This is a genomic window from Micromonospora sp. NRRL B-16802, from assembly GCF_001279555.1.
Classification (GTDB): Bacteria; Actinomycetota; Actinomycetes; order Mycobacteriales; family Micromonosporaceae; genus Micromonospora; species Micromonospora profundi.
Map to the genome: position 1 here is coordinate 412,070 of NZ_LGEB01000086.1, position 17,251 is coordinate 429,320.

17 protein-coding genes are annotated in these 17,251 nt (G+C 69.9%); 10 read left to right on the forward strand and 7 right to left on the reverse strand.

Annotated elements, in window-relative coordinates; genetic code table 11:
- Positions 1 to 835 precede the first annotated feature (835 nt).
- Entirely contained in the window at positions 836 to 1,351 is a 516-nt protein-coding gene (locus ADK66_RS32780) for a hypothetical protein (RefSeq protein WP_157552895.1), read from the forward strand.
- Between the two features lie 23 nt (positions 1,352 to 1,374).
- Here the strand turns inward: ADK66_RS32780 and ADK66_RS25090 are convergent, their stop codons facing one another.
- Entirely contained in the window at positions 1,375 to 1,833 is a 459-nt protein-coding gene (locus tag ADK66_RS25090; protein WP_053659375.1) for a hypothetical protein, read from the reverse strand.
- Between the two features lie 85 nt (positions 1,834 to 1,918).
- Positions 1,919 to 2,113: an acyl-CoA carboxylase subunit epsilon gene (locus ADK66_RS25095; RefSeq protein WP_053659377.1), complete on the reverse strand. Its 195-nt coding sequence runs from the start codon at positions 2,111 to 2,113 to the stop codon at positions 1,919 to 1,921.
- Between the two features lie 90 nt (positions 2,114 to 2,203).
- On the opposite strand from ADK66_RS25095, the gene ADK66_RS25100 reads away from it, so the two are divergent.
- Together ADK66_RS25100 and ADK66_RS25105 are read left to right on the forward strand one after the other, a co-directional pair.
- Positions 2,204 to 4,192 carry a serine/threonine-protein kinase gene (locus tag ADK66_RS25100; protein ID WP_053659379.1) on the forward strand — a complete coding sequence of 663 codons (1,989 nt, stop codon included), beginning with the start codon at positions 2,204 to 2,206 and terminating at the stop codon, positions 4,190 to 4,192.
- A gap of 89 nt (positions 4,193 to 4,281) precedes the next feature.
- On the forward strand, positions 4,282 to 4,512 hold the full coding sequence (locus tag ADK66_RS25105) for a hypothetical protein (protein WP_053659381.1): 231 nt from the start codon (positions 4,282 to 4,284) through the stop codon (positions 4,510 to 4,512).
- A 120-nt stretch (positions 4,513 to 4,632) separates the two neighbouring features.
- Here the strand turns inward: ADK66_RS25105 and ADK66_RS25110 are convergent, their stop codons facing one another.
- On the reverse strand, positions 4,633 to 5,388 hold the full coding sequence (locus ADK66_RS25110; protein WP_053659383.1) for a GH25 family lysozyme: 756 nt from the start codon (positions 5,386 to 5,388) through the stop codon (positions 4,633 to 4,635).
- A 179-nt stretch (positions 5,389 to 5,567) separates the two neighbouring features.
- Between ADK66_RS25110 and ADK66_RS25115 the strand changes: the two genes are divergently transcribed.
- The 3 genes from ADK66_RS25115 to ADK66_RS25125 all read left to right on the forward strand — a co-directional run bounded on the left by ADK66_RS25115 (position 5,568) and on the right by ADK66_RS25125 (position 7,777).
- Positions 5,568 to 6,311 carry a M50 family metallopeptidase gene (locus ADK66_RS25115; protein WP_053659385.1) on the forward strand — a complete coding sequence of 248 codons (744 nt, stop codon included), beginning with the start codon at positions 5,568 to 5,570 and terminating at the stop codon, positions 6,309 to 6,311.
- A gap of 106 nt (positions 6,312 to 6,417) precedes the next feature.
- Positions 6,418 to 6,918: a sigma factor-like helix-turn-helix DNA-binding protein gene (locus ADK66_RS25120; RefSeq protein WP_053659387.1), complete on the forward strand. Its 501-nt coding sequence runs from the start codon at positions 6,418 to 6,420 to the stop codon at positions 6,916 to 6,918.
- Positions 6,911 to 7,777, forward strand: a complete 867-nt coding sequence (locus ADK66_RS25125; RefSeq protein WP_053659389.1) for a hypothetical protein — start codon at positions 6,911 to 6,913, stop codon at positions 7,775 to 7,777. The genes ADK66_RS25120 and ADK66_RS25125 overlap by 8 nt, the downstream gene beginning before the upstream one ends.
- Positions 7,778 to 7,816: 39 nt before the next feature.
- On the opposite strand, the gene ADK66_RS25130 is transcribed toward ADK66_RS25125, so the two are convergent.
- Positions 7,817 to 9,400, reverse strand: a complete 1,584-nt coding sequence (locus tag ADK66_RS25130; protein ID WP_053659390.1) for an acyl-CoA carboxylase subunit beta — start codon at positions 9,398 to 9,400, stop codon at positions 7,817 to 7,819.
- 84 nt (positions 9,401 to 9,484) lie between these two features.
- On the opposite strand from ADK66_RS25130, the gene ADK66_RS25135 reads away from it, so the two are divergent.
- Both ADK66_RS25135 and ADK66_RS25140 read left to right on the forward strand, forming a co-directional pair.
- The gene (locus ADK66_RS25135) at positions 9,485 to 10,360 is read left to right on the forward strand and encodes a biotin--[acetyl-CoA-carboxylase] ligase (RefSeq protein WP_053659392.1); all 876 of its coding nucleotides are present in this window, start codon (positions 9,485 to 9,487) and stop codon (positions 10,358 to 10,360) included.
- Between the two features lie 189 nt (positions 10,361 to 10,549).
- Positions 10,550 to 11,122 (forward strand): PH domain-containing protein, encoded by a 573-nt coding sequence (locus ADK66_RS25140; RefSeq protein ID WP_053659505.1) that lies wholly within the window; start codon positions 10,550 to 10,552, stop codon positions 11,120 to 11,122.
- A gap of 67 nt (positions 11,123 to 11,189) precedes the next feature.
- On the opposite strand, the gene ADK66_RS30990 is transcribed toward ADK66_RS25140, so the two are convergent.
- The 3 genes from ADK66_RS30990 to ADK66_RS25155 all read right to left on the reverse strand — a co-directional run bounded on the left by ADK66_RS30990 (position 11,190) and on the right by ADK66_RS25155 (position 13,252).
- The gene (locus ADK66_RS30990) at positions 11,190 to 11,939 is read right to left on the reverse strand and encodes a MaoC/PaaZ C-terminal domain-containing protein (RefSeq protein WP_157552898.1); all 750 of its coding nucleotides are present in this window, start codon (positions 11,937 to 11,939) and stop codon (positions 11,190 to 11,192) included.
- Positions 11,936 to 12,652, reverse strand: a complete 717-nt coding sequence (locus tag ADK66_RS25150) for a GtrA family protein (protein ID WP_053659395.1) — start codon at positions 12,650 to 12,652, stop codon at positions 11,936 to 11,938. Before ADK66_RS25150 ends, ADK66_RS30990 begins: the two co-directional genes overlap by 4 nt.
- A gap of 63 nt (positions 12,653 to 12,715) precedes the next feature.
- On the reverse strand, positions 12,716 to 13,252 hold the full coding sequence (locus ADK66_RS25155; RefSeq protein WP_053659507.1) for a GtrA family protein: 537 nt from the start codon (positions 13,250 to 13,252) through the stop codon (positions 12,716 to 12,718).
- A 438-nt stretch (positions 13,253 to 13,690) separates the two neighbouring features.
- On the opposite strand from ADK66_RS25155, the gene ADK66_RS25160 reads away from it, so the two are divergent.
- Positions 13,691 to 15,535 (forward strand): phosphoenolpyruvate carboxykinase (GTP), encoded by a 1,845-nt coding sequence (locus ADK66_RS25160; RefSeq protein WP_053659397.1) that lies wholly within the window; start codon positions 13,691 to 13,693, stop codon positions 15,533 to 15,535.
- A 37-nt stretch (positions 15,536 to 15,572) separates the two neighbouring features.
- Positions 15,573 to 16,430: a hypothetical protein gene (locus ADK66_RS25165; RefSeq protein WP_053659400.1), complete on the forward strand. Its 858-nt coding sequence runs from the start codon at positions 15,573 to 15,575 to the stop codon at positions 16,428 to 16,430.
- Positions 16,431 to 17,251 lie beyond the last annotated feature (821 nt).

Genomic DNA, 17,251 nt, shown 5'->3' on the forward strand with positions numbered 1-17,251 from the left:
CAATGCCAATGGCTGGACCAGGGTCTATAGGGCCATCTTCTTCGGGGGATCGGACAACTGGGTCAACCCCCTGCCTGGTCCTCCAAGGGTTGTCCGGGTCCCAACGACTTGGCTCCGCCGTATGGTCGTCGTGCCTACCGGTGCGACCGGTGCGACCGGTGCTGCCCATGAATCCAGGGCTTCCATAGCCGGGTAGCCCGCCGGTCGGAGGCAGCCCATTTGAAACGGAGAAGCCTTTTCCCCCAGACGGGCGGGATCCGGCCCCGCCGGTAGGTGACGTTCCCGCCCCGCCACCTCCTATCACGCCGCCAATCGGATTGACTCGACGTGGCGAACCGGCGCTGGCGTCAGGGCGGGGGAGGGGTGTTGCGGGTTGCCCTCCGATAATTCCGGCTGGAGGACCCCCGCGATGTGAGTCCCCCAACGTAGATCGAAAAGAACGATCCGGCCTGTTGGGGTTGGGTGTTCCGATCGAGCCCTCCTGCCGTCGGAACCCCCTAGGTCCAAGAGGTATTGGTGAAGTTGCAACGGGCTGCGACACCGACGGTGCGGGTGGTGGTGATCCGGTTGTCGGGAAAGTCGTGCTTGGCGGAATGGATCCGACTCCGGCCCCACCAAGGATTGGACCCGGTCCAGGCGCCGTTGGCATTGACGGCGGGCTGGCGCCGCTCGGTACATTATTGGTTGGGGTCTTAGTATTGGCTGTTGTCGCCGGGATGGGCACCGGGATGATGGGTGGAATAGTGGGTGCCGACGCGGTGCTGTAGACATCTGAGTTTGAGATGTCTCTGCCGGATTGTTGGGGCGGAATCGCTGGGGGTTTTTGGAGCGTGGCTTGGGCTTGTTGGAGTTCCCCGCTCAGGCTGAACATCATCGCCCGCGCCCGCACATTCAGCCGCTCCAGCTCCGCATCGGTCACCGGCGACTCGGTGGCCCGGTTACCCATGACCGCCTTGGGGTCGGCGGCGATCTCCTCGAACGCCTGCTTCTGCTGGAGCTTGGCGGCGTACTCCTCGTGGACCTGGCGGAGCGCGGCGCGGGTGGTGCCGATGGCCTGGGTGGCGGCGGACAGCGCCGTGTAGTTGGCTGCCGCTGCGTCGTGGGTGTGCCGCACCTTGTCGATGAGTTCGTCGAGTTGGGCGAGGTATGTGCTGGAGGCGGCGCTGGTCGCGGGCGGCCAGGCTTCGGCGAGGCCGCGACGGTATTCCTGGAGGCGGCCGAGGTGAATCTGGGCGAGGTCGCAGACCTTGCGCCAGCCGGCGACCTGCTTCCAGTGGTTTGTGGTGTCGTGGTCCTGGAGGCACGCCCACATGCTGTTGACGTCCATCAGTTGCCAGTCGGTGAGGCCTGAGGTGCGGCCGCTGCCCCGTTCGATCACGGTAGGACCACCGGCCTCTGGCTGTCGGGGCCTGTGGGGTCGCTCAGTGTCGGTGTTCGGCTGCCGTGCAGGGCGGTGCTCGGGTCGGCGAGGGCTCGCTGGACGTCCGAGGCGCGTGCTGCCGAGAAGGCGTCGGAGTCGGCGTACTGCGTGGCGACCCGGTCGGCGACGGCGGCGAGGTGGCCGGTGGCGCCCCGGACGGCGTACACCATGTCGGTGGTGGCTTGCTGCGTCTCGTGGTGGGCGTGCAGGAAGGTGACCAGTTCGACGAAGGCGTCGCAGGGGTTCGGCACTTTCGCGGACATGTCGTCGGCGATGTAGGACAGGTGGGGCGCGTAGTTGCCGTGGACCTCGGCGGCGAGCCGGTCGGCGAACTCCCGGAGTTGGCGGATGTCGGCCTCGATGCCGCCGTAGTTGCGCAGCCAGGGCGCTGGCGCGTCCTCTTCGGGGATCATCGATCCTCCCTACCGTCACGGCACCGTTTCCCTGAGTGAGATTAACGGCTCCGCTCGCCCCTGGCAGCCCCGCCAGGCGACCGTGTCAGCGCGGGAGGCCGGCGGTGCGCCACGTGGTGCGGGCGGCCGGGCGTCCGCTGCGCGCCCAGGCGGACGTGGCCACCGGCGCGGGGGTGGCGGAGGGGCGGGAGCGGACGACGATCGCCCCCACCAGGGCGGCCAGTTCCTCGGCGGTTGGCACGCCGCGGACGACCCGGAACAGTGGCTGGTCAGCAGACATGCCGCCAGGGTACGCGGCCCGAAGTCACGGGAAGCGCACAGTGGCGTGCCGGCGGTGTGAGCGTCGGCGGGTCCGGGTACCGTCACACCGATGTCGAACGCGCTTCCCCAACTCGTCGCTGACCGATACCGGCTTCTGTCGCCGCTCGGCCAGGGTGGCATGGGCCGGGTGTGGAAGGCGCGCGACGAGGTGTTGCACCGGGACGTCGCGATCAAGGAGTTGGTGCCGCCGCCGGGCCTCACCGACGAGGAACGCCGCGAGATGCGGGAGCGTTCGCTGCGTGAGGCGCGGGCGATCGCCCGGCTCAACCACGTCAACGTGGTGCGCATTTTCGACGTGCTGCGCACGGATGGCGACCCGTGGATCGTCATGGAGTACGTGGCGTCGAAGTCGTTGCAGGACACTCTCGCCGAGGACGGCCCGGTCACGCCGGCCCGCGCGGTCGAGATCGGGCTCGGCGTGCTGGGTGCGCTCAACGCGGCCCACAAGGCGGGCGTCATGCACCGCGACGTCAAGCCCGGCAACGTGCTGCTCGGGGACGACGGCCGGGTCGTGTTGACCGATTTCGGTCTCGCCACCATCCCGGGCGACCCCAACGTGACCCGCACCGGAATGGTGCTCGGTTCGCCTGCGTACATCTCTCCGGAACGCGCCCGGGAGGGCACCGCCGGGCCGGAGGCCGACCTGTGGTCGTTGGGCGCGACGCTGTACGCGGCGGTGGAGGGCAAGTCGCCGTACGCGCGGCCGTCGGCGATCGCCACGCTGGCCGCGTTGGCCACCGAGCCGATGCCGCCGCCGAAGAACGCCGGCCCGCTCAAGCCGGTGCTCAACGGGCTGCTGCGCAAGGATCCGAACGAGCGGATCACCGCCGAGGTGGCGGAGCGGATGCTGCGCCGCGCCGGTGGCAGGCGGTCGCGCGGGATCTCACTGCTTGATGGCGTACGCCGGCCGGGGCCGAACGGTCCGCGCGAGCCGCGCCCGCCGCACGTGCCGGTACCTCGGCCCGCCGAGGACACCGCTGACCGGTCGGTGTCGCCGCCGGTCGCCGCTGCTGCGACGTCCGCCGCCGCCGCCGCGGCCGCGGCCGCGGCTGCCGATGCCTCGCCGACGGCCGTCGTCGGGTCCGGTGCGGACGCCGACCCGACGGCCCTGGTGCCGGCGGAGCCGACCGCGACGATCGCCGGCCCGGCCGCCGCCGAGGCCGATCCGACGGAGAAGGTCGCGGCCTCGGGCGACACGACCGGTGTCGGTACGTCGTACGACGACGAGCCGACAGCCGTTGACGGCTCACCGGTGGCACCGGAGCAGCGCAAGCGGTCGACGCCAACCTCGGTGATGCCTCCGGTCGGTCCGGCGGGGCGCGCGGCGGTGCCGCCCTCGACGGGTGACAAGCCGAGCAACACCCGGCGCAATCTGCTGATCGGGGCCGTGGTGGCCCTGCTGCTCATCGCTCTCGTGGTGATAGTGCCGCGGCTCGGCAGCGGGGACGACAACGAGACACCGCAGGCCGAGCCGACCGGGGCCGCCGCCGCGACGTCCGCACCGGCGCCGACGTCGGCTCCCGCCGTGCCGCCGCCCACAAGCGCAGCGCCCAGTCCGACGGCATCGGCCACCCCGTCGGTCGACCCGAACGCCCTGCCGGCGGGTTGGAAGCTGCACAAGGACCCGGCCGGCTTCACTCTGCCGATCCCGGACGGATGGGTGCGTAAGCAGGTCGACGGCAGCACTGTCGTCTTCGACGAGGCCAATGGGCCGGGTGAGCTGCTGGTGCAGTGGACCTCGACGCCGAAGAACGACGCCTACAAGGACTGGCAGAGTATCGAGCCGGACCGCAGGAAGTTCGTGAACAACTACCAGAATCTCGGCATCAAGCGCTGCAACTTCTGGAAGACCTGCGCCGACTGGGAGTGGCTGGAGACCCGCGACGGGCAGCGGATCCACGTCCGTAACCGTGGGTTCGTGACGGCCAGCAACCGGGGCTACGCCCTGCGGTGGGAGATCGCGGAGAAGGACTGGCAGGCCAACCTGCCGAACTTCGACCGGATCGCCGCGGGCTTCGTGCCCGACCGCACTGATTGATCTGCGGGATTCGCGCCGGGGCGAAACCGTTTCGCATGACCTTGCGTCGTTCGGGGTATCTGACCCTCGACGACGGAAGGAGGTGCGACATGGGTCACCGACGGAGGGACGCCCGGCCCCGGCTGGCACTGTGGATGCTCGTCGCGCTCGGCGACGCGGTTCTGCTGCTGGTCAGCGTGGGAATGCCGGTGCTCGTCGCGCTGGTCGGCGTCGTGACAGTGGCCGCATTCGGGGTTGCTGCGTGGCGGCTCAGCCGCAAGCCTGCTCTGGCCCGTGAGGACGCACCTGTGGTGCCGGCGATGAGCCGGCGGCGGGCCTGACCTGATACTGGCGAAAGTGGCGGCAGCAGGACCGATTGTCAACCCTGTGGTGACAGCCGATCCCGCTGCCGCCAACCGCCTCCCCAGGCGAGTTCAGGCGGATCAGGCGGACTGACCCGGTCAGGCCGTGTTGTTGGCCAGCGCGATCAGTCGGCTCCGGTCACCGTTCCAGTAGTTGCGGTCCACGTTGCCGCTGATCCCGGAGACGGCGCCGGTGCTGGTGTACTGCCAGAAGCTCCACACAGGTGCGCCGGCCGGCAGCGTACCCGGCGCGCTCGCCCAGCGGGCCAGCCACAGCGGGTGGTTGCCCCACGGGCCGGACCAACTGCCTGTGCACTGGTTCCACCAGCTCGTGGTGGTGTAGATGACGGCGTACCGGCCGGTGCGGGAGCGGTAGGTGTTCAGGAAGTCCTGCACCCAGTTGCGCATCGCGGTCGTGCTGAGGCCGTAGCAGTAACCGCCGCTGTACGGGTTGCCCTCGATGTCCAGCGCGGCCGGCAGGGTGCGGCTGTCCGCCGACCACGCGCCGCCGTTGGAGGCCAGGTAGTTGGCCTGGGTCGAGCCGGCGGAGATGTTCGGGCGGGCGAAGTGGTACGCCCCGCGGATCACCCCCGCGTTGTACGCGTTGACGTAGTTCGCGTTGAAGTTCGGGTCCTTGTAGCTGGTGCCCTCGGTCGCCTTGATGAACGCGAACTGGATGCCGGCGTTACGGACGCTTGTCCAGTTGATGGAACCCTGGTAGCGGGAAACGTCGATGCCGGGCGTGGTTGCCGCGGCCGCCGGTCCGGCGGTCGCGACCAGAGCCGTCGCCGCGGTGGCGAGGACGGTGAGGCTGGCCGCGAGCACGCGGCGCAGCGGTGATCTGGTACGGGCCATGAGTGCCTCCAAGGACGCAGCTATTGATGCCCATCTTTGGAGCTAAGTGCCCTAGATCGCAAGCCCCATAGAAGAAACTTTCATCGACGGCGCAGTGCATGCCGTTTACGGCAGCCCCACACCGTACGAGCCGGTGGCCGGGCATCGACACCGGAGCGCCGCCGGTAGGCTCGCGCCCCATGATGTCGATCGACGGACTGGGCGAGAAGTGGGACACGCTGTTCGGCGCGCAGCCGGACCCGCCCCCACTGCTGGTGCTGATCACCGCCGCCGTCGCGCTGGTGGTGGTGTCGACGCGGCTGCCGTGGCGGATCGCCCGTAACGCCATCACCATCGCGCACGAGGGCGGGCACGCGCTCGTCGCCCTGCTCACCGGCCGGAAGCTGCGCGGCATCCGGCTGCACTCGGACACCTCCGGGCTGACGCTGTCCGCCGGCCGTCCCACCGGGCCAGGAATGATCCTCACCCTGCTCGCCGGTTACGTCGCCCCGCCGCTTGTCGGGTTGGCAGGCGCCTGGCTGCTCGGCGGCAACCGGATCACACTGCTGCTCTGGGTCGCGGTCGTGCTGCTGCTCGCCATGCTGGTCATGGTCCGCAACGCGTTCGGCGTGGTGTCGTTACTCGTCACCGGCGCAGTGGTGTTCGCCGTCTCCTGGTACGCCACTCCGCAGGTGCAGGCCGCGTTCGCGTACGCCGGGGTGTGGTTCCTGCTGCTCGGCGGCGTGCGGCCTGTGGTGGAGCTACAGCGGCTGCGGTCGCGCGGTCGGATGCCCGCCTCGGACGCCGACCAGCTCGCCGGGCTGACCCCGTTTCCGGCCCTCTTCTGGGTGGGCTTCTTCGCACTTGTCAACATCGCCGCCCTGGTCGCCGGTGCCCTGCTGCTCGCCGGCCCGATCCTCACCGACGCCGGCTTGACCATCTGACCCGACGCCCGGAACGGAGTGTCCGGCGTAGATGGTCTGCTGACCAGGGCAACCGATTGACCTTCCCGGCGCGTGTTCCCTGCGACCGACACGGGGAGGTAGCGGGGTGCCGGACGTCGACGGGTTCGACGAGTTCTACCGCGGAAGCCGGCAACGGCTGCTCGGTTTCGTCTACGCGCTGACCGGGGACCGGGTCGAGGCGCAGGACGCCGTGCAGGAGGCGTACATCCGTGCCTGGCAGCGCTGGTCGACCGTCGGCAGGTATGACGACCCCGAAGCGTGGGTACGGGTGGTGGCCAGCCGGGTCGCTGTCAGCCGGTGGCGCAGCCTGCGCAGCCGCGCCCGCGCGTACCTGCGGCACGGGGCCGTCGAAGCCGTCCCCGGTCCGGGCACCGACACCGTCGAGGTGGTCGCCGCCCTGCGTCGGCTGCCCGAGGAGCAACGCACCGCCATCGCCCTGTACTACCTGGTCGGTATGCCCGTCGCCGACGTGGCCCGGGAGACCGAGGCCCCGGTGGGCACCGTCAAGGCCCGACTCTCCCGGGGGCGCGCCGCGCTCGCCGGCCTGCTCGCCGTCTCTGACCTGGAGGAGGCAACCGATGCGTGACGACATGACGTTCGTCGAACGGGTCCACCGGGACCTGAACGACGTGCGGTGGGCGGAGCCGCAGGAGATCCGGGCCCGGGCCCGGCGGCGCAGCCGGCGTACGGCCACGCTGGCGGCGGTCGCGGTGCTCGCGGCGCTGACCGGCCCGGCGTACGCCCTGACGGCCCGGACGACGACACCGGCCGAGACGGCGGTGCCGATACCCTCCGGAACCATTGCCAGCGCGGGGGACATCCCACAGGAGTCGCTGCTGACGCCGAGCGAGGTTCCCGTCGTCACCGGTGTGCAGCTCGGCGACGCCGGCCTCGGTGAGGTCGTCCGGCTGGACCCGATGCTGCAACGGTGCGGCGACGACCGCGGCGTACCGGAGGTGCGCGCGTACTCCCGCTATTCGCGGTCGCAGACCCTGCTGTCACCGACCACCGACGGCGGCGGGCCGGTGCGCGCGGAGCTCAGCCAGGACGTCTACCGGCTCGACCCGGCCGAAAGCGGCCAGCTCTTCGCCCAACTGAGGGCGCTGCTCGACGCCTGCCGCAAGTGGCACTACGCCGGGTCCATCACTGTCGACGGCGAGACGATGCCGGCCGAGATCGCCCACTCCTGGGAGACGGCGGCGAGCAACTTCGCCGGCGACGAGTCGATCCTGATGCGGCACGTGCCATCCGCCCCGCTCGGCCCGCCCGCCGGAAGGAAGCTGCGGCCCGGCGGACGGGTCGACACCACCCTCGTGCTCCGGGTGGGCGACCTGGTCACGGTGCTGGTGCCCGGCATCAACCTGAGCCTGAGCGACACGGACCTCAAGGCACTCGGCCGGGCTGCCGCCCAGCGGATGTGCGGCGCCGCCGTCCCCTCCTGCTGACAAGTCGCCCCTGGCCACGGCCAGGGGCGACTCGGCAGGTCAGAGCGGGATGTTGCCGTGCTTCTTCGGCGGGAGGGTCTCGCGCTTGGTACGCAGGACGCGCAGCGCCCGGACGATCTGCGTGCGCGTCTCGTGCGGCGGGATCACCGCGTCGATGTAGCCACGTTCGGCGGCCACGTACGGGTTGGCCAGGGTGTCCTCGTACTCCGCGATCTTCTCGGCCCGGACCGCCGCCGGGTCCTCGGCGCCGGCCAACTCCGACCGGTAGAGGATGTTCACCGCGCCCTGCGCTCCCATCACCGCGATCTGCGCGGTCGGCCACGCGAAGTTCAGGTCCGCGCCCAGGTGCTTGGATCCCATCACGTCGTACGCGCCGCCGTACGCCTTGCGGGTGATCACGGTGACCTTGGGGACTGTCGCCTCGGCGTACGCGTAGATGAGCTTCGCGCCGCGGCGGATGATGCCGTCCCACTCCTGGCCGGTGCCGGGCAGGAAGCCGGGAACGTCCACGAAGGTCAGCACCGGGATGTTGAACGCGTCGCAGGTGCGGACGAACCGGGCGGCCTTCTCCGAGGCGGCGATGTCAAGGGTGCCGGCGAAGTGCATCGGCTGGTTGGCAACCACGCCGACCGGGCGCCCCTCGACGCGGCCGTAGCCGACCACGATGTTCTGCGCGTAGAGCGGCTGGACCTCCAGGAACTCCCCGTCGTCGAGGACGTGCTCGATGACCTTCTGGATGTCGTACGGCTGGTTGGCCGAGTCCGGGATCAGCGTGTCCAGGTCCCGGTCCTCGTCGCTGATCTCCAGCGAGGCGGGGGCCTCGACCACTACCGGCTCGTCGAGGTTGTTCGACGGCAGGTACGACAGCAGGGCCTTGACGTAGTCGATCGCGTCGTCCTCGTCGGAGGCGAGGTAGTGGGCGTTGCCGCTGCGCGCGTTGTGCGTGCGGGCCCCGCCCAGCTCCTCCATGCCGACGTCCTCGCCGGTCACCGTCTTGATCACGTCCGGGCCGGTGATGAACATGTGCGAGGTCTGGTCGACCATCACAGTGAAGTCGGTGACCGCGGGGGAGTAGACCGCGCCGCCGGCGCAGGGCCCCATCACCAGCGAGATCTGCGGGATCACGCCGGAGGCACGGACGTTGCGGAAGAAGATCTCGCCGTACAGGCCGAGCGAGACCACGCCCTCCTGGATGCGCGCCCCTCCGGAGTCGTTGATGCCGACCACCGGGCAGCCGATCTTCATGGCGAGGTCCATCACCTTGACGATCTTCTCGCCGAAGACTTCGCCGAGCGAGCCGCCGAAGACCGTGAAGTCCTGGGCGAAGACGCACACCTGCCGGCCGTCGACGGTGCCGTAGCCGGTGACCACACCGTCGCCGTACGGCCGGCTCTTCTCCAGCCCGAAGGCGGTGGAGCGGTGGCGGGCAAGTTCGTCCAGCTCGACGAAGGAGCCCTCGTCGAGCAGCATCTCGATCCGCTCGCGGGCGGTCTTCTTACCTCGCTTGTGCTGCTTCTCGACCGCACGAGCCGACCCGGCGTGCACCGCCTCGTCGACCCGGCGCTCCAGGTCCGCCAGCTTGCCCGCCGTGCTGTGGATGTTGGTCCCGGTCTCGGTAGTCACCCTGGGAATATAACGATGGTTAAGGGCAATGCGGCTGTGCAGTACGCCTCACTGTCGCCGCTGCCAGCGCCGTAGGCTGGCGGAATGCCCGGCTCCCCGTACACCGATCTGGACCGCCCACCGCTGTCGGCGGCCCGGCTGCGGCGCGCGCTTGTCGCGCCGCACGGCCCGTGGGCCAGGCTGGAACTGCGCACCGAGACGGGCTCCACGAACGCCGACGTGGCCGAGGCGGCGGCGGCCGGCGAGCCGGAGGGTCTTGTCGTGGTCGCCGAGCGGCAGACCGCCGGGCGCGGTCGCCGCGGCCGAGTGTGGCAGTCGCCGGCACGGGCCGGGATCGCCACAAGCGTCCTGCTGCGGCCCGGGGATCCGGTGCCGGACCGCGGTTGGCCGGCGGTGCCCACCACGGGGTACGGGTGGCTGCCGCTGCTGGCCGGCGTCGCGCTGGTCGAGGCGGTGGCCCGGCTGGCCGAGCTGGAGGCCGCTCTGAAGTGGCCAAACGACCTGCTGATCGGCGACGCGAAGTGCGCAGGAGTGCTGGCCGAGGCGGTGCCGGGAGGTGCGCCCGCCCAGCCGCCGGCCATCGTTCTCGGTATGGGCCTCAACGTGACGTTGCGCGCCGACGAGTTACCCGTGAACCCGACCGGGCTGCCGGCGACCTCGCTGCAACTGTCCGGCGCGGCGGCCACCGATCGGGACCCGCTGCTGCGGGCACTGCTGCGGGCGCTCGCCGACTGGTACGCCCGCTGGCGTTCCGCTGGCGGAGACGCCGTGGCCAGCGGCCTGCGCGACGCCTACCTGGCGTCCTGCGCCACAGTCGGCCGCGAGGTGCGCGTCCTGCTTCCCAACGGCGACGAGGTGACCGGCACCGCCACAGGCGTAGACCCAGGTGGCCAACTCCTACTGACAACCCCCGCCGGCAACCAAGCAATATCCGCAGGAGACGTCCTCCACGTGCGCTAGCGCTCCTCGCCGCCCTCCGTCTTCGCCGCGATCTTGCAGTTGTTGTCCGGGCGGATCGGGCGAAGGCCGCGAAACGGTGACCGAAAGTGCAAGATCGCGGAGACTTCGGGTGGGCCGCGTGGCGGATGCCGTCGGAGCCCCTGGGGGGTTTACCGTCTGCACGGCAGACAAACGGCGATGGAGGTTTCCGTGGCGTTTCCCGAAGACGTGCTCACCGAAGACGAGCACGTCGTGCTGCACCTGCACCCGCACTGGAAGGCGTTGATCCGGCCGATCGCGGTGCTGGTGCTGGCCATCGCTGCGGTGGTGGTCGGTGTGCTCATGCTGCCCCAGAGCGGTGGTGGTTCGATCGCGCTGGCCGTGATCGGTGCGATCGCACTGGTCGCGGTGCTCTGGTTCGGGCTGTGGCCGTTCCTGGTCTGGCGCACTACGCACTACCTGTTCACAAACGAGCGGGTGCTGCTGCAACACGGTGTCTTTTCCCGCGACCGGCGGGACCTCCCGCTCACCCGGGTCAACGACCACTCGATGAGCCAGCGCTTCATCGAGCGTCTTGTCGGATGCGGCACGCTCACCATCGAGTCCGCAGGTGAGCGCGGCCAGTCGGTACTCGTCGACGTGCCGGGGGTCAGCCGGGTGCAGACCACCCTGTACGAGCTGATCGAGGCGCAACACGACAAGCACTCGCTGGGTGACGGCGAGATGCGCGACATCCTCGCCGACATGCGGGAGGGCAAGCCGCTGCGCGACCCCACCAGCTGATCCGACAGTCCGCGACCGCCCCGGCCGACGTGCCGGGGCGGACCGGTCAGGGGGCGTTCCGCCCCCGTCAGTGGGGAGTTTTCGTCCCGGCGCGGTCGCTGTCCGGGCGGGGGGCCGGGACGCCTTCGGACCGTCCGGCCTGGGCCGCGCCGACTCCGGGCCGGCTGGTTTCTGCCGTGCCGCCCTCAGGCTGATCGGTTTCCGCCGGGCCGCTTCCGGGCTGGGTGGTCTCCGTCGGGCTGCCTCCGGGCTGGCTGGTCTCCGTCGGGCTGCCTCCGGGCTGGCTGGTCTTCGTCGGGCTGCTTTCGGGCGTTGGCTCCGCCGGGCGCAGCGCGAACCAGCCACGGAAGCGGGTCCGCATGACCTCCTGCTCCGGCCGATTGTCCGGACCGAGCCTGAGCATCGTGCCGGTGAGGCTGACGGTGCCGAGCCCCGGGCGGGCCGTCGACGGTCGGGCGCCCATCACGTCCACTCGGACGGCGAGGCGGTCTCCGGCGCGTACCGGGGCGAGCCACCGCAATTCCTCCAGGCCGGGGGAGGCGTCGGCCGCTGCGCGGGACAGCAGGTGATCGACGTACGCCCGCATGAACAGGCTCACCGTGTAGAAGCCGCTGGCGATCACGCCGCCGTGCCGGCTCGCCCCGGCCAGGGCGCTGTCGACGTGGTACCACTGCGGGTCGAAGCGGCGGGCGAACGCCAGCATCTCGTCCCCGTCCACGGTCACCGTGCCGAGGTCGACGGTGAGCCCCGGAACGAGGTCCTCGAAGAACAGCTCGGCGGGCGCCCCCGTGCCGGAGCGGGTTTCAGGAGTCGTCACCGGCGGGGCGCGCGACGGGTGCCGGCGTGCAGCTCCGCGGCGAGTTCCGCGGACAGGTCCGCGGGGACGCCGGGGGTCAGCGGTGTGTGTCGTCCCTGGGCTGGAGCGCCGCCGGCCGGGCCGGGAGCGGCCTCCGGGCGGTCACTGGACTGTGCCTCTTCCAGCTCGGAGACGGATTCGGCCAGCTCGGCGATCGGGTCCATCTCGGCCATCGTGTCCCATTCGTCGCGCGGGATGCTGTGCCAGGTGGATTCGGGCTTGGCGTCGGGCTCGACAGGTGCGATGGGCTGGAAGACGAAGGTCCGGTACGACCAGAAGCGGAACAGCGTGGCCAGCAGGACGCCGACGGTCTTTGCCACGTTCAGTGCCAACAAGCTGTTCATGCCGAGGCCGTACTTGGCGGCTGCCAGTACGCCCAGCTCGATGAGCAGGCCCGTCGCGTTGAACAGGAAGAACAGGACGTACTCGCGCCGAAGTGCAGATTTCGGGCGATCCCGGTACGTCCAATGGCGATTCATCAGATACGACGTGATCGTCGCAACGATCGTCGCGATGACAGTCGCCTTCAACTGACCGTCGGCAAAGACGGTAAGTGCAAGGGCATTGAACACCGCGTAATTGATGACGGTGTTGATGCCACCGACGATGCCGAATTTGAGCGCCTCGTTGATGAACTTCTGCCAGCGCTCAGGCAGCAGACGGACAAGACGCATGCGAAACACCTTAGGTCAGTCGATGAAGCCGGCGGTCACCGGCCGGACGGGGTGGGCGGCAGGTCACGCCCCGTAGTCGCGGTCGTGCTCCCCCTGCGGAACGGGCTGACTTCCCGCTTCGACGAAGACGAACCGCCGGTAGGACCAGAAGCGAAACAACGTGCCGAGGCCCGTGCCGACCACGAAGCTCGCGATGTTGTCGGCCAGCTGCGTCTGGAACACGGCCGGCCAGATGCTGCCGAGCCCGTAGCGGCTGACCGCCAGGCAGGCCACCGCGATGCCGAGGCCGACGGCGTTGAAGAAGAAGAACAGCGCGTACTCGCGGGCCGGGTTGTTGCGCTGGCGGTGCCGCCAGGTCCAGAACCGGTTGCCGAGGAAGGCGAATGTGGCCGCGATCACCGTTGAGATCGTCTTCGCGGTGATCTGCTCGACCCCACGCGCTGTCGTCAGGTAGTTGAACAGGGCGAAGTCGATGAGGAACGCGATCCCGCCAACCGTGGCGAACTTGCTCAGCTCGCGGACGAGGTGACCGAAGCGGTCGCGCAGTGCGCGGACCAGACCAGGTCTGGTCTGCCGGGGACCCGGTTGCTCCCCGGTCATTGTGGCGGCCACAGGCCGAGCCTACCGGCTGCCGACCAGTCAGAGGGGGAGCAACGCGAGTCGACGCCGTCGCTCGGGCTGCCCTGTCGCCGGGTGTGCGCCGTTGAACGCAGCGTAACCAATTCGCAGGCTTGAGGCGGCCCGGAACGGGAATCCGCGAACCGGTCGGCGAGGCGGGTCCACGGCCCGACCGCAACGCACGTCGGCCGGGGCGCACGACAAGATTTGCGTGAAACTGCGCAGGAAAGCGGGTATCAGCTCGTGATACCGCAGCTAAGCCGTACCTTGTGCAGTTCTTCACAACCAGTCCCACTGACTCGGAAGGCTGCCCGGTTTACGCTGAGGCCAATCCCAGGTTTCCACGAAGGCGACGCATCGGCGCCGCTGAGACTCGTGCACCCCATAGATCGGTCAGCGTCGACCACAAGGAGATGTGTCATGGTTGCTCCGGCTGTTGTGCGGGGTATCGATCAGGCCCCGACATCCCATCCGAAACTGCTCGCCTGGGTCCGTGAGGTGGCAGAACTGACCACCCCTGACCGGGTGGTCTGGGTCGACGGATCCGATGAGGAATGGCGTCGCCTCACAGACGAGCTGGTCGATGCCGGCACGCTCGTCCGACTGAACCCCGAAAAGAAACCGAACTCGTTCTACGCGCGTACCGACCCGACGGACGTCGCCCGGGTCGAGGAACGCACCTACATCTGTTCCGTCGACGAGGCGGACGCCGGCCCCACCAACAACTGGATGGCGCCGGCCGAAATGAAGCGGACGATGACGGACCTGTACCGCGGCTCGATGCGCGGTCGGACCATGTACGTCATCCCGTTCGTCATGGGTCCGGTCGAGGCCGAGAAGCCCATGTTCGGTGTCGAGATCACCGACAGCCCGTACGTGGTCGCGTCCATGCGCATCATGACCCGGATGGGCGCCAAGGTCCTCGAGGCCATGGGGGACCACGCGGACTTCGTGCACGCGTTGCACTCGATCGGCGCCCCGCTCGCCCCAGGCGAGCAGGACGTGGCGTGGCCGTGCAACGAGACGAAGTACATCTCGCACTTCCCGGAGACGCGGGAGATCTGGTCGTACGGCTCCGGCTACGGCGGCAACTCGCTGCTGGGCAAGAAGTGCTACTCGCTGCGGATCGCCAGCGTGATGGGGCGCGACGAGGGCTGGCTCGCCGAGCACATGCTCATCCTCAAGATCACCTCGCCGGAGGGCAAGGTCTACCACATCGCCGGCGCCTTCCCGTCGGCCTGCGGTAAGACCAACCTGGCCATGGTGGAGCCGACCATCCCGGGCTGGAAGGTCGAGACCATCGGCGACGACATCGCTTGGATGCGGTTCGGCCCGGACGGCCGGCTCTACGCGGTCAACCCGGAGTACGGCCTGTTCGGCGTCGCGCCCGGCACCGACTGGAAGACGAACGCCAACGCCATGCGCACGCTGGACCGCGGCAACTCGGTCTTCACGAACGTGGGCCTCACCGACGACGGGGACGTCTGGTGGGAGGGCATGGGCGAGCCGCCGGCGCACCTGATCGACTGGAAGGGCAACGACTGGACGCCGGAGAGCGACAGCCTCTCCTCGCACGCCAACAGCCGGTTCTGCACCCCGATCACCCAGTGCCCGATCCTCGCCGACGAGTACTTCGACCCCAACGGCGTACCGATCGACGCCATCCTCTTCGGTGGCCGCCGCAAGGACACGATCCCGCTGGTGACCGAGGCCCGCGACTGGGTGCACGGCGTCTACATGGGTGCCACGCTGTCCTCGGAGACCACCGCCGCCGCGTCCGGCGCGGTCGGCGTGGTCCGCCGCGACCCGATGGCGATGCTGCCGTTCATCGGCTACAACGCCGGTGACTACTTCCGGCACTGGATCGAGATGGGCAAGGGCACCGACGGCGACGAGTCCAAGCTGCCGAAGATCTACTACGTCAACTGGTTCCGCAAGGACCCGGACGGCTCGTTCCTCTGGCCCGGCTTCGGGGAGAACTCCCGGGTGCTCAAGTGGGTCGTCGAGCGGATCGAGGGCACGGCCGACGCGGTCGAGACCCCCGTGGGCATGGTGCCGGCACCCGACGCGCTCGACGTCGAGGGCCTGGACATGACCCCGGAGGACGTCCGGATCGCGCTCAAGGTGGACCCGGACGAGTGGCGCAACGAGTTGCCGCTGATCACCGAGTGGTTCGAGAAGTTCGGTGACAAGCTGCCCGGCGTGCTCTGGGCCGAGCTGGACGCCCTGCGGGCCCGGCTGGACGCCGCGCAGCCCCAACGGTAGGTGTGAAAACCGCCCGTCACGGGCATCATCGGATTCCATGAGGACGGCCGCCGAGACCGAGGTCCGGCGGCCGTCCGCCGTCCGGGCGCTCACCATCCTGCTGGCGACCACGGCGGCGGCCACCGTCGTGGTCGAGCTGATCAATTGGTGGTACGCCCCGGAGCAGGGCTTCGGTCTGGCCGTACGCACCGGCTGGGCGATGCTGCGCTCGTTCGGCTTCCTGCTGCTGATCGGACACGTGCGCCGGGGTCGGACGCTGGCCCGCCCGTTCGGCCTGATCCTCGCCGTCACCACAGTCTTCGCTGTCGGCCGGCTGATAGTGCCCCGGCAGGGGGTGCCGCCGCTGCCCGGGCTGCTCGGTTTCGCCGTACTCACCGGGCTCTGTGTGGCGGTCGTCTGGCTGCTCTACCGCTCGTCGGCGCTGGCCGGGCACCTCGTCCGGCACCGGCAACGGCTTGTCATCGACAGGGCCGGAATCTCCTGGCGGGAAACCCCGCCGCGCCGGCCGGAGGCCAGCGGCTGGCTGCTGACCAGTAGGGCGGCAGCGTTCACCTACAGCCCGCTGATGCTGGTGCCGGCACTTGTCGCCGGCGGGTCCATCCTGGACGGTCGGCTGTCCGCCGTACCCGCCGTGCTCTTCTGGTTCTGCGCGGGCATCACGGTCAGCTACGCGGTGCTGTTCTGCACCGCGTTCCTGATGCGTGGCAAGCAGTGGGCGGGCCGTCTGCTTGTCGTCGTCACGGTTGCTGTCCTCGCCGTGGACCTGCCGCTGTGCTGGTGGCTGCTCGGCGTGGACGGCCTGGTCCGTGACGGCGCCCCGCTACTCGCCGCAGCCACCCTGACCCTGTACGGCCTCCACCGAGCATCCCGAGCCCCCGAAGCACCCCCAACCTAAATCCACCTCGCGCCCCCGCGCCCCCGCGCCCTCGCGCCCTCGCGCCCTCGCGCCCTCGCGCCCCCGCGCCCTCGCCCTCGCCCTCGCGCCCTCGCCCTCGCCCTCTCCGCGCTCGCTCTCTCGCTCGTCGATCTTGCACTTCCTGCCCGGTACTTAAGGCATGAAAGGCGCAAACCGGCGACACAGAGTGCAAGATCGCGGGGGAGTGAGCCCGTCTCCGCGCCCCGAGGGCGTCTGGTTCGCTCCGCCCTCGGCCGAGCGTCCGAGCGCCCCGCCCTCGCTCGGCTGACCCGGTCCTGCCGTGCTGGATCGACCCCGCCTGGCCGTGCGGCTGCCCGCTCGGCCGCTAGCCCGCCTCGCCGCCTAGCCCGCCTAGCCCTCCTCGTCGCCTCGCCGTCTCGCCGCGTCGATCATGGAGTTGTGGTGGGGGATGAAGGTGGCCAACCAGGATAAGGCAGGCACCACAACTCCATGATCGACGTGTTGGGCTGGGCGAGGTCGGGCGGGGCGAGGTCGGGCGAGGCGAGGTGGGGCGGGGCGAGGTGGCCGGGCGGGAGTGGGTGGATGGGTGAACCGGGTGGGCGAGCGGGGTTGGCGGGTCGTTTGGATCGGTTGGTTTTCGGTGGGCTGGTGCAGGATGACGGGTGGTGTCGGTCACAGGGGATCGGCTTGAGTTGGTTGGGGTGGGTGGTCGGCGGCGGGCGGTGGGCGAAGAGATGCAGTTCAGCCTGCGCTGTCGCCCAGCAGCGGTGACCGGGGCGAGATCGGAGCGGGGCGGATCGGAGCGGGGCGGATCGGGGCGGATCGGAGCGGGGCGGGCC

Excerpts from the sequence above, each read along its gene's own strand:
- ADK66_RS25090 (WP_053659375.1), bottom strand. The coding sequence starts at position 1,833 with ATGATCCCCGAAGAGGACGCGCCAGCGCCCTGGCTGCGCAACTACGGC.
- ADK66_RS25095 (WP_053659377.1), bottom strand. The coding sequence starts at position 2,113 with ATGTCTGCTGACCAGCCACTGTTCCGGGTCGTCCGCGGCGTGCCAACC.
- ADK66_RS25100 (WP_053659379.1), top strand. The coding sequence starts at position 2,204 with ATGTCGAACGCGCTTCCCCAACTCGTCGCTGACCGATACCGGCTTCTG.
- ADK66_RS25105 (WP_053659381.1), top strand. The coding sequence starts at position 4,282 with ATGGGTCACCGACGGAGGGACGCCCGGCCCCGGCTGGCACTGTGGATG.
- ADK66_RS25110 (WP_053659383.1), bottom strand. The coding sequence starts at position 5,388 with ATGGCCCGTACCAGATCACCGCTGCGCCGCGTGCTCGCGGCCAGCCTC.
- ADK66_RS25115 (WP_053659385.1), top strand. The coding sequence starts at position 5,568 with ATGATGTCGATCGACGGACTGGGCGAGAAGTGGGACACGCTGTTCGGC.
- ADK66_RS25125 (WP_053659389.1), top strand. The coding sequence starts at position 6,911 with ATGCGTGACGACATGACGTTCGTCGAACGGGTCCACCGGGACCTGAAC.
- ADK66_RS25135 (WP_053659392.1), top strand. The coding sequence starts at position 9,485 with ATGCCCGGCTCCCCGTACACCGATCTGGACCGCCCACCGCTGTCGGCG.
- ADK66_RS25150 (WP_053659395.1), bottom strand. The coding sequence starts at position 12,652 with ATGCGTCTTGTCCGTCTGCTGCCTGAGCGCTGGCAGAAGTTCATCAAC.
- ADK66_RS25155 (WP_053659507.1), bottom strand. The coding sequence starts at position 13,252 with ATGACCGGGGAGCAACCGGGTCCCCGGCAGACCAGACCTGGTCTGGTC.
- ADK66_RS25160 (WP_053659397.1), top strand. The coding sequence starts at position 13,691 with ATGGTTGCTCCGGCTGTTGTGCGGGGTATCGATCAGGCCCCGACATCC.
- ADK66_RS25165 (WP_053659400.1), top strand. The coding sequence starts at position 15,573 with ATGAGGACGGCCGCCGAGACCGAGGTCCGGCGGCCGTCCGCCGTCCGG.